The following is a 12,369-nucleotide window of genomic DNA, read 5'->3' as shown; positions in this document are numbered from 1 at the left end:
GCCTTAGCTTTTCATTTCATTTTTTACCTGCTCCCCTGTTTTCCCAAACCGTCTTTCCCGATTTTGAAAATTACGGATTGCCAAATATAAGTCATCTTTTTCAATATCAGGCCAAAATTTATCTACAAAATAAAATTCGGTATAGGCACACTGCCAAAGGAGAAAATTGCTCAAACGGCACTCCCCGCTGGTACGAATCAGTAAATCCGGATCCGGAATACCGGCTGTAGTCAGATAACCGGCCAGGCTGTTTTCCGTCATAGCATCCAAGTCAGAAATCCGGCCTGAACGATAATCCTCAGCCAGCTTTTTAGCAGCCTCCAGAATCTCCCAACGGGAACCATAACTTAAAGCCAGAATCAAAGTAACCCCTGTATTCTCTGCCGTTGCCCGGATCAAACCGTCCATTTTCTGCCAGACTCCTGCCGGTAAATCCGTCGTATGCCCAATCACCCTCACCCTCACCTTCTGTCTCATCAGCTCGGGCGTTTCCCGGACAATGGCATCGGCCATCAGACCCATCAAAGCATTCACCTCCGCTTGAGGACGATTCCAGTTTTCTATCGAAAAAGTATATAACGTCAAATATTTCAAACCAATCTCTCCACTGGCCTCCACCACTTTTTTCACGGTATTAATCCCCTGTTGATGGCCATAAATCCGGTCCAGGCCTTTTTGTTGGGCCCACCTCCCGTTGCCATCCATGATTATGGCAATATGTTCCGGCAACCCGACCGCCATGATTTCTTCTTTTATATTCATTACACAACCTCGAGCCTCAGGGCTCTTTATTATTTTCTAACCTCTCCTATTCCGTTTTTGCAGTCCGCCCGATTCTAAAAATAACACTCCCGATTCATCCGGAAACGGTAACTAAGTGTTATGCCGGCAACAAAAAACCAATCTTTATTAAAAATAAAATTAGTTTCTCCTGTACCCCAGGGATCATGCAAACCATCTATCTTATCCGTAAACAACTTCCGGGTACTCCACTCTATACCGCAAGACAATTGCCGGTATAAATTGAATTTTACCCCCACTCCCATCGGAATAGAGACACTCTTGTTCTCCCCGGCTGCCAAAAAACCGACTCCCATAAAAATGTAAGGAGCTCCCCACGAAGATTCCTTTATTTTCCTCACCATGAAACTGCGGAAATTAAACTCCACAATCCCCGCAACATCCTTCACCGTACAATGAAACCCTTCGGGATAAACCATCTCCCCGTTTGGCAACAAAACCTTATCCTGTATGTCTATCTTTGAAAAGCCTACATTCAAACGAACGGCAAAACGGTCATTCAGGTTATAGCGATATAATCCTCCCAAATAAGTCTCATTCTGCTTAAAATGTCCCGCATTGTATTCCCCTAAATAATATCCGACCCCTCCCATAACTCCCAACTCTCCCCCAGGCTGACAAAGACTGTTCAAAGATAACAACAAAAGGGGGAATAGCGTACAACCGAATGTGAAAAATCGGATAACAAATGCTAAGAAATAATAACATACGGAACAGGTATCGGGCTTGTTCCGGTTTTCCAAAGTCCTATGTAATCGAATACTCTGCACTTTAATACACTTGAAATCTTTTCTCAGGTCCTGATTAATCAAAACAATGCCCGTCATTTCGCCTGTCTTCCCCCCACTTCAATTTATTCCTTAATGTTTCATAATACTCATGGCAAGGCAAAGCCACTACCTTTAATTTATGGGTGCCGGCCAAAATTGTGAGACGGTGTGAGTCTTCCATCTTCCGGATGCGGGAATCTAAACTCAAAACGAAATCTTCCGACCGGCTTTCCACCTGTAACGTAATGCGGGCAGTGTTAGGAACCACCAACGGCCGCATACTCAGGTTATGCGGACAAATAGGCGTCAGAATAATATTCCGGCAGTCCGGACTCACAATCGGTCCTCCTCCGCTCAAAGAATAGGCCGTAGATCCCGTTGGAGTCGCTACCACCAATCCATCCGCCCAATACGTCGTCAGGTAAACCTCTCCGATATAAGCATGAATCCTCAGTAAAGAAGAAGTTGCCGCCTTCAGCACTCCCACTTCATTTAAAGCAAAATCAAACCCTTCCATCAAAACACCGTCCACCTCCAATTCCAACATATCCCTTTCTTCCAGAAAATAATTTCCGGAAACAATACACTGCACGGCAGATTCGATTTCATCCGCCTTCACATTAGCTAAAAATCCCAAGCGTCCGCTATTCACTCCTAAAACAGGAGTCGCCGTCTCTTTCACATATTCCACAGAATCAAGAAAAGTCCCGTCTCCTCCGATACTCAATAACATATCCGCTTCCCCCGAAACCCAGGAAGTCCGGTTAAATGTACGGCGAAATGCAGGTGCATAAGCATATTTTTCTTTCAGTAAACCCGCAAAATCCTCTTCACAGATGATCTCCGCCTGCGCAGATTGCAGGCATTGCACTAATTTTTGCAAATAAGGGAAAAAACATTCCTCCACACTTTTGCCATATATCGCGACCGTCATCGTTGAAACCAGTTATGAACGCAAATATACGGGAATATAAACAAAAATACCATCACATAGCCAGATATTTCATCAACAAACCATATCTTTCCCGTAAACTGTCCTGCTCCTCTTCGCCGGTAACAAAACTGCTTTTGATGGTATAACCGTAGCGGATAAAAGTATCTAAGATAGGCATAATATTCAAAGTATCGACTTTCAGAGTCAACCGGAGCTGATTCGGATTCTTGTCACAAGAAGTATAGCAACTCAGCACATGAGCTTCATTATATTCCACGATCTGGGCCACCTCAGTCAGTGTATAATCTATACGGCTGACCTCCAGAACAATGATTCCTCCCGGTTGTTCAGCACAAAGCAAATGGTCCAGGCCCTTTAAAAGGTCGGTTATTGTCACGGAACCGATAAAACCATGTTCTTTCCGATCTACTACGGGCACAACCGACAACAAGCGGGAAGAAGCCATACCAATCACATCGTAAATATGATAATCTCCATACACATAAGTATCTTCAACGGGAATATTCAATACTTCTACCGGATCATTCAAATCAGCATGAGCATAAATCAATTCATCTGCCACCAGGCCTAAATAGCACTTCCCTTCCACCAGAGGTAAATGCGAAACCCGGAACAATTCCATCCAGTTCAGTGCCTGCAAACAACTGTCTCCCTGTTTCAGGACAGGCACCACATTCGATATAAGTTCTGCCGCGATCATATTTTTTCAAACGCTCCTCCTGCCAGCAAAGTTACAACTGTTCTACCAAAATCAAAAAGTCATTCGCCGAACCCTCAACGAATGACTTTTCCAGCACTGAACACTGGCCTATAACTATCTCCCTGTTAAAAATTCAGCAACTGTTTCAGATCGGCAGTATTACGCCGCGACGCCATTGAGGAAGAGGGACGGGTTTCGCTGTATTCCCTGCTTCTTCCGCGCTGAATGATATAGGCATTCTTAAAACCGTTTTGTTGCACTTTATCCAATTGATTATGGGCTTCTTCAATAGAAGCATAATTCCCGGAACAATACATATACTTTCCTTTCTGGATAGCAAAAACATCTACATCATCTATACCGGAAAACTTCGAGGGCTCAAACACACGGTCAGCAGACATCAGCACCACCGTATATCCCTCTCCGGCCATCCGCAATTCACTGTCTTTCGGTTTATCCAAATAACGGCGTACCGGAGGCGCAGAAGGCTTATGTTTCTCCATTTTCTCAAAATTCTTCAACCGCCTCAATAACAATTCATCATCACTGATGGGATCCCCCTTCACACCATTCTGAATCTTTTTCTCTGCCACATATTTATCCACATTCATGACAAAAGCATCGGGAACTTTTCTTTTCACCTGAGGGAGTTCTATTTCAGCCAATTGTTCTTCCGGGTATTCTCCCACGGTATAACGGTAAATATTGTCATATCCCAGATATACCTTCACATTCTTGAAACTGTCGAAATACACCCTTGGCACCGGATTACGGAAAGCACCAATCTGTATGGCATACCGATAATCCACCGTAAACATTTCCTCCTGCGGCACCCTTTGCTGGCTCTTCGGGGTCTGTATTCGTTCCGGGACCTTACGGGAAGGCAGCAAACGCACGGAAAACAGAAAGTCATTATATCCCGTTCCTCCCCGGTTCGAAGAAACATACCCGTCCTTACAGTCTGTATCGCGGAATACCAGGGCAAAATCGTCCATAGAAGAATTTATGGGACGTCCCATATTCTGCGGTTCCGACCAGGAACCATCCGGCAACATCTGTGACACAAAAACATCCAATCCTCCCAATCCGACATGCCCATTCGAAGAAAAATACAACCGGCCGTCCTCAGCCATAAAAGGAAACAACTCATCAAATATGGTATTGATTCTCTCTCCCAGATTACGGATTTCACCACAATGCGGCCCTTGTACTGTAGTCATGTAAATATCCTTGCCTCCCATTCCTCCCGGCATATCGGAAACAAAAAACAACAGAGAATCCCTGTACAAACAAGGATGAGCACAAGAATAATCATCCGAATTAATATCCAATTCTTCCACATTTCCCCATTTTCCCCCTTCCTCTTCGGCTGTCATCAGCTTCAATATACTCGACCCATCTTTTTTCAAAATAGTACGGGTGTAATACATCCGTTTAAAATCCTTCGTGAAAGTAACCGCTCCGATATGATACTTATCTGCCAGACCTTCGGCAAAAGGCAATAATCTTCCACTGGTTCCGTCTCCTGTAAACACAGCATTATACAAACGGGTCACCTTATATCCCCGGCTATCTTTCAATGCATCTTCTCCGGTTCCGGGCGCAGCAACAATAATACTGCGGTTTTTATAGTAAGTCACTCCGGCAGAAAAACCCGCAAAATCAATCTTCGTTTTCACGGCTGAGTAAACAGGTTTCTCACGGGCCACCTCTTTAGCAAAATCACAGGACCCTTTGATTCGGTCTACTACTAAAGGATCGGCCCCCAAAGTCTCAGCCAGCTCAACCTGTTCTGCAGCTTTGTCATATTCCCCCGAACGCAACAAAGTAATAGCATAAAAAGTCAGGTCTTCCGCTCCGAGCAAATCCGGATTCACCGCCTTATACATCTGTCCCGCACGAACTACATCATTCAAATGAAAAAAACAGTTCGCTATCCGCATTTTCAGCAAATCGCTTTGCTCTGTTCCCCGATCTCCTACGGTTTCCAATTCCCTCTGATACGCCTTCAAAGCCTCCAGATAATCCCCGCGTTCAAAAAACTTATCTGCGCGGGATTGCGCCAAAGTATCAAAAGACAGGAAAACCCCCAATGATAGAATTAAAAATAATTTCATTCATCCCTATGTTTAAAAATACCGGATTGAATTAATATTCTCATCATACTTTTCTTCCGAAACAGACGACTTCTTTCCTTTCTTTCCAAAACGGAAAGTCAATCCAATCTCCTGTACACTGTTAAAACTATTATCGATGTCCGAATTGTTTCCTTCAAAAGAATAACCCAACCACAACTCATTTGCCAATCTCACCTTCACCATAGCGGCAAAAGCCTCCTCTGTACGGTATTGCAACCCAAACTCCAGACTCTTTTTATAGAGCAGCTTAATTCCCAAATCCAGTGTAGTCCCTTCTTCTCCCGAATAAGTCAGATAAGAATAAGGCAACAATTCCGTATTTTGTCCCACACTAAACCGGTAACCGCCATAAAAGAACATTTTCAGCATATCCGACATCAGGTCGTTGATTTTATTCCCTTCTTCATCTATCGTATTGTACCTGAACTCCGGAACAGAGGCTCCGACAAAAAACTTATCCGTCTGGAAATGCAATCCAACTCCAAAGTTCGGCTGACTATAATTATCACTAAAAATAATCTCATCATCAGCCTTCTTGTAATTCCCTTCATTGCTTACATAGTTCACTCCGGCCTGCAAACCGAAAAACAGATACTTCCCTTCATTCACCTTCAACTTATAAGAACCTGCCACGTAAGCATTCAATTTGGAGTAAGGTCCATACTTATCAAATACGAGATTAATCCCTCCTCCCAGGTTTTTATGAGGCATGCCGGCATTGATATTAAAAACACCGGTAGAAGGCCAGTAATCCGATTTCTCAAAACGGCTCCGATACAACAACAATCCGCCAATTCCATCCTCCAATCCCATGCATGACGGATTAATGATAGGCTGTACCATCGAATAATCCGTAAACCTCAGGATATTACTCTGTGCAAAAGCCCCGAAGGCCGACGTAAATAGCAATAAACCAACAATAACAAATCTCATATTTACTTATATTATACTGACTGTTTTCTGCATACTTTCTTCATCTTCCCCACTAACTCCCATATACGGAGAAAGATCTCCCCGGCCTTTTACAAGGCCGGAAGGAGATTTCCCTAATAAAAATTTTCAAAAAACACTTTTATCTGGAATATTTACCTCTGTTCATATCTCTTCTGATTTCCAACCAACCCTTCAATATTTCCTTATTACCCAACTCTATGACATAAGTGTAAATACCATTCGCTAAATTAAAGTAAGCCACATATCCGCTATTTCCCTTACCGGTTCCATCCCAGTCGTTCTGATAATTCGTGGCCCGGAAAACAATTTTACCATTCCGGTTATAAACCGTAATCTGATGTTCCGGATAATCAGCTAAGAAGTCCAGTTTCCAAGTATCATTCAAACCATCGTTATTCGGAGTGATAATATTCGGTATAAAGAAGCGGTCTTTATCTTTCACCTGAATATAAATGTAACCGATCTGGACATTTCCGGTATACCGGTTCACCACCTTATAGGTGACTTTTTCCTTACCAGTGAAATCCGGGTCAGGTACATAATTGAAAATACCGTCAATTCCCATGAATACTTTCGCACTTCCGGTATAACCGTTTTCTGCGATAAAGAACTCACAAGCTTCATCTCCCGGTTTAAACATATTCAGGTCTCTGATTCGTTCGCCGCGATAAATGACAACCAATGTATCCCGGCTGGAACCGTCAAAGTCAATAGACAGAATATTAGACAATACCTGATTCTGACACAACCGTTCGCCTCTGACACCCAATTGTACCTTATCCCCCTGATGGAAGGAAGAAGATATCAACTCTTCAGAAGTTTCCGGAGCAATCAAGTCATTCACATACCAGATATAAGTCGGATTCAACACCGGCATTTGAGTAATATCAGATTCTACGACAATCTCATCTCCTTCAACCTTACCATCCAAATCGGCAAAAATATACACCTTGGGATCTTTGATCGCCTTAATCTGCACAGCATCGGCAAAGACAGTATCCTGATTAAAACAAACTTCATCGGAAGGTTTCAGAATACATTTAATCCACATATCATCATTATCCAATATTGTTTTGGCATTATAAGCATATCCCAAATTCCAGTAAGGATAACCAATACTGCGGGTCCACTCGAAAGTCGGATTTTCACCGGCATTTTCCCATTGGGCTTCCAGATAAATCTCATCGTTCAGACAAGCCAGCGTATCCTCACACCAAATAGAAAACTTAGGTTCAACAATCTGTTTCACTCTTAAGAAAGCAGTGTCCAGATACTGAGGTTCACGGGTACAAATTTCAGGCGAAGGAGTCATAATCACTTTCACCCACGTATCTTGTTGTCCCATCACCATCACAACATTATCATTCTCCAAACTAACCACTTTATTATTAGGACACTCCTCTTCTGACAAATCAAAAATATCATTATACCATTTGTAAGTCGGATTCAAACCGGCTGTCTGGTTCGGGTCATCAATCCAGCAAGTAACGGTATCTCCCGGACAGAACATTCTCGGCTCATCAACAGAAGTCCTCAGCTTCCAGGCCAAATCAGCAAACGGAGTTGCTTTCAAACGCAGATAGCTCTTGCAAAGGGTATCACAGGCACCATCAATATAGGCACATAATCCAACGGTAATATTATCCTGCCACATCATCGGCGGAATCCAACTCAATTTGCTGGAATCAGAAATAAATACCATTTCACCCCAACGACCATCATCCGTACGCAAACCGTCAACGGTCCATTTAAAGACTGCATCCCGCATATCCACATCAACCTCGACATCTTCATCCAGCACCAGACGGGCACAGATACCAATCCGGGAACCCGGACAATACCAACCATCTACCTGAACGTCAGGGTCAACTTCCGGACGGATACCTTCACACATATCCCATTCTATATCCAGAATTTCAAAACATTCTTTCACATGCAACAAGAATGTAGTATCTGCCGTACCGCAATCATTCGTCACAACACATTGGAACTGGGCTCCATCCCAACTCTGCGGAACATCTCCCAATCTCAAAGAATCAGTCTGGGATCCTGCAATCGTCGGCATGGAACTATTGTCATCCGTCAAACCGAACCAAGCAGCTCCATCCCAGCGTTTCCACTGATATTTCAAATTTTTACCGGTAGATTTCACTGAAAAGACAACTCCCTTGCCAATAGCAATACTACGTTCCACCCGACCGGTAGAAACAATCATCGGAGGCTCATTCACATTAATGGTAACCGGAGCTTCCTGCGAACACCCGTTCACTGCCTCCGTACCCGTTACAATATAAGTAACCGTACCTCCCACATTCGGCTGCACTGTAATAGTTTCACCCGTCTCATCGTTATTCCAAAGATATTCAGCAGCACCACCTGCAGTCAGAGTAACCGATTCTCCAAGGCAAATATCATCATCAGAAGCCGTAATGGTCACGGTCGGTTTCGGTACCATGGTTACATTTACGGTAGAAGTAGACTTACATCCCTGCTCACTTGTTGCCGTAACCGTATAAACGCCGGAAGCTGTCGGGAAGAAAGGCTGACCGTTCTGTACATCATTATCCCACTCATAAACCGTATTAGCCAACTGACTGCTTGCCTTTAAAGAAAGCTCATCTCCTTCGCAAACAGATACCACATTCCCCTCTGCAATGGTAATCACCGGAGTAGAATGGAACAACGCTTCTATCTCCATCGGAATAACCTGACTCGGATTAACCTGCAATCCATTTTTAAAAGCTTTAAAGTCAGATACAAAATAAGTATCCTGATCTCCTAAAGATATCGGATGGGTCCATGGGCCTGCTCCGTCAAAATCCAGCGCAAGTCCTTTGTTATTCCGGAGGGTAAAGCTATATGTCGTACCTCCTGAGGGAGTCATGGTCAAAAGCATATCTTCTCCGGAATCGGCACATTTCCTTTCCAAAGACAATTCCAACAAACCACCGGTGTCAGGTTTCTTCACAGTAACGGTAACTGATTGGGTAGCTGTACAACCATCACCAGACCTTGCAGTCAGCGTAAAGGTATTCATTCCAGATACAGGTTTGGTATTTACTGTACTACCGTTCGCAGACTGCAAATCAGATCCTGTCTCCGACCAAGTGCAAGTTGCTGTATTCGGATCAACCGTACCTACCAATTCCAATAAATCCCCATAATCAGCCGTAGTGACATTCGTAGTTCCTTTCGTAAGATTATTTACTACTATAGAATTAATAACCGGTTTACGGGAAATGTTAACCGTAATATCTTTATATTGAGAAGGCGCAGGATCAGCACCGCCGTCCGTAACAGTTACCCTGACGGTATGAGAACCGACAGAACCGCCCGTAACAGACACCAGATTACCGAAAGTTGTACTCAACTGCAAATCTCCGCTTATCACAGTCCAGTTATAACTTAACGTACCCGAACCACCAGTCGCACTCGCACTCAATTTATTATTCGTCATATCACCTTCACAGATGGTGGCATTATTTGCAGCAATCACAATATCAGCCGTTTTTTCAACGACATTCACCAAAATGGTAGAATCGATGGAACATCCGTCAAGAGTTGCAGTAATTGTATAAGGATAAGCGCCACCTGCTGCATTAAAAGTTCCGGCATTAATTGAAGCCGTTCCTGCCGTTCCTACCTGAGCATCAGCAGGAGTACCAGCCCATTTCAACTCTGTCGTAGCCGGATTGGCGGAAGCTGTCAGCATCACTTTATTTCCTGCTTTCACCGTCTGAGGACTGACAGGCACAGCAGTAAATACCGGCATCGGTTTCACTTTTACCGTAAAGTTCTGTGTCGCTGTATTTCCTTTACTATCTTCCACTTCCACAGAACCATTATAGGTTCCAACCGGAGTATTCGCTTTCACCGTCAACGATGCTTTATCAGCCGACAAAGTATATTCCAATCCAGCACCGCAATTCCAGGTATAAGATTTAATCGGCTTCACCCCACCGTTAGTCTGAGCAGTCAGTGTTGTGGTTGAACCTTCACAAACCGATGCATTTCCCTGTACGGCCAAAGTAAATTCAGTACCGTTGACATTCAGGCAAACCTGTTGTTCATCGGGACATTTGTTATCAGCATTCGTCACAACCAATTTAACACAAGGATTTCCCTTTGTCAATGCTTTGGTGGTAACCGACAAATGGTCAGCTCCCTCGCTATCAACAATATGGCTTGCATCCGTCCAGGCATACTTGGTACCGTTAGGCAAATGAATACCTTGAATCTGAATATCCACCACACTTCCCGGCAAGATCACATCACTACTTCCCAACGCTGTACCATTCTTATAAACCGTTGCTGTTCCCAATTCAGGTTGGTCTCCGATGGTTATGGTAGCCTCATTCGAGGTTGCCTTCTGAGGTAGCTTCTCCACCTCTACTTTCACATGATAAGTACCCGGAGTAGTCGTCGTTATCTTAGGTGTTGCCGAATTCGCATTGTCAAAAGTCAGTCCATCGGAAGAACTCCACTTATAAGTTGGAGTCGCACTACCTGAACCACCGGAAAGATTACAACTTAATTGTTGTTTAACACCGGCACACACATACAAATCGGTCAGGGTCACACTCAAAGGTCCGCCTTGCATCGTATACACTACATTTCCGCTGGCTTCACACTGATAAGCATCAACTACCTTCAACGTATAAGTACCTCCTGTTGTCAAAGGATTAGTAGTCGCCTTCGTTTTATCGCTCGCATCCGTTCCCGAAGTCGCTATGCCTCCTCCTCCGGACCATGTATAGGTAGCACCCGTAGATCCCGAAGTCGGAGTAAACGTCACCGTACCTGTCAATGTAGCCGAAGCATTATAAGGAACAGTAGCTGTACTTCCGGCACCATTAATCTTGGCCTGTACACTCACTTCATGTCCCGTCAACTTCACAGCTGTGGAAGCATTGGATTTACATTTTCCGTCATTAGCCGTTACCGTATAATTCTGTCCGCTTGTCGGTACTCCGCTATGAGCGACATCTAAGGATTTCCCTGTTCCTGACGGTGACCAGTTATAGGTATAACTGTTATTCGCATTATTCACAGTTAAAGTAGTCTTTCCGCCATCTTTCCGGCAAACATCTGTTTTAGCAGGAGTAGCAATAACAGGAGCACTCGGAGCTGTCAATTTTTCCACTGTAATAGTAGCCTCTGCAGGACATCCTGCGCCGGCATTTTTCGGAGTCACCTTCACCGTATAATTACCGGCTGCTGTCGCATTCAAAGTAGCAGCCGTTCCCGTCCCGGCACCACTCCACTGATAATTATAATTGGCTATATTCGTAGCGGTCAAGGTTACGGAAGAATTATTAGAACCTCCGGAGCAAATATACCCCTTGCCGGCATTAGACAAACTCGGCGTGATAGCCAGCGTCGGACCTGCATTCACCGTAAATTGTTTCGTCCAGGGACCGGCACTTCCGTCTTTCGCAGTCAGTGTCAAAGTATGAGCACCGGCAGCAGCCGTATTGGCCACCTGAATAGAAGTTGTTGCCCCCAACGTTCCCAACGTAATTCCTGCAGAAGGATTAACCGTTAAAGTATATTTTGAAAAATCGGTTACATTCGTAATGGTGATATTCCCCGATGCTCCTTTACAAAGATTTGGTGCAGTAATCTCCGGATCAGGAGCAGCAGGAGGTGTTAAAGTTATATTCAAGAATACACCCACACCATCATTATATAAACACCCACTCATATCATAAGCTATAGTCACACTTCCCGAATAGTCTGCAGCACAATCGCTTGTCGATTTAATGGTGACAGAGATAGTCACAGATTCTCCGTCTTTATTAAATGGAGATTGTGCATGTAACTCCTGAGGATTTATTGATATCATATCCTCGTCTAACACCCAGTCAGTAGTCGAAGTCTCTGTCGCAGTTCCTCCCTGTTTTACAATAGACCAAGTGATATGGGATGGATCTGTTATTTGGCATGGTAACCCCTGCATCACTATCAAAGCAGAAGGACATCCTTGCCCGAAAATATTCAACTGAATACCAATAATAAATAAAACTACAACAAGTAATCGTTTCATAATCC

The 12,369-nt window shown here is 44.0% G+C and carries 7 protein-coding genes; all 7 read right to left on the bottom strand.

The features are described 5' to 3' along the window. Positions 1-3 precede the first annotated feature (3 nt). Complete coding sequence (locus D1136_RS09360) at positions 4-762, bottom strand: isoprenyl transferase (protein ID WP_161877378.1); 759 nt, start codon at positions 760-762, stop codon at positions 4-6. Positions 763-836: 74 nt separating this feature from the next. After that, positions 837-1,433 (bottom strand): DUF6089 family protein, encoded by a 597-nt coding sequence (locus D1136_RS09355; RefSeq protein ID WP_161877377.1) that lies wholly within the window; start codon positions 1,431-1,433, stop codon positions 837-839. A gap of 172 nt (positions 1,434-1,605) precedes the next feature. Beyond that, positions 1,606-2,505 (bottom strand): NAD kinase, encoded by a 900-nt coding sequence (locus tag D1136_RS09350; protein WP_161877376.1) that lies wholly within the window; start codon positions 2,503-2,505, stop codon positions 1,606-1,608. Between the two features lie 52 nt (positions 2,506-2,557). Beyond that, positions 2,558-3,226, bottom strand: coding sequence for a CBS domain-containing protein (locus D1136_RS09345; protein WP_161877375.1), 669 nt, complete (start codon positions 3,224-3,226; stop codon positions 2,558-2,560). Positions 3,227-3,351: 125 nt separating this feature from the next. After that, complete coding sequence (locus D1136_RS09340) at positions 3,352-5,343, bottom strand: SPOR domain-containing protein (protein ID WP_161877374.1); 1,992 nt, start codon at positions 5,341-5,343, stop codon at positions 3,352-3,354. 12 nt (positions 5,344-5,355) lie between these two features. Next, the gene (locus D1136_RS09335) at positions 5,356-6,297 is read right to left on the bottom strand and encodes a PorP/SprF family type IX secretion system membrane protein (RefSeq protein ID WP_161877373.1); all 942 of its coding nucleotides are present in this window, start codon (positions 6,295-6,297) and stop codon (positions 5,356-5,358) included. A gap of 139 nt (positions 6,298-6,436) precedes the next feature. Continuing rightward, complete coding sequence (locus tag D1136_RS09330; RefSeq protein WP_161877372.1) at positions 6,437-12,364, bottom strand: gliding motility-associated C-terminal domain-containing protein; 5,928 nt, start codon at positions 12,362-12,364, stop codon at positions 6,437-6,439. Positions 12,365-12,369 lie beyond the last annotated feature (5 nt).

This window comes from Odoribacter sp. Z80 (genome assembly GCF_009935865.1).
Taxonomy (GTDB): Bacteria; Bacteroidota; Bacteroidia; order Bacteroidales; family Marinifilaceae; genus Odoribacter.
The sequence above is the reverse complement of the archived record's forward strand: the minus strand, read 5'-3'. Positions and strand labels throughout refer to the sequence as shown.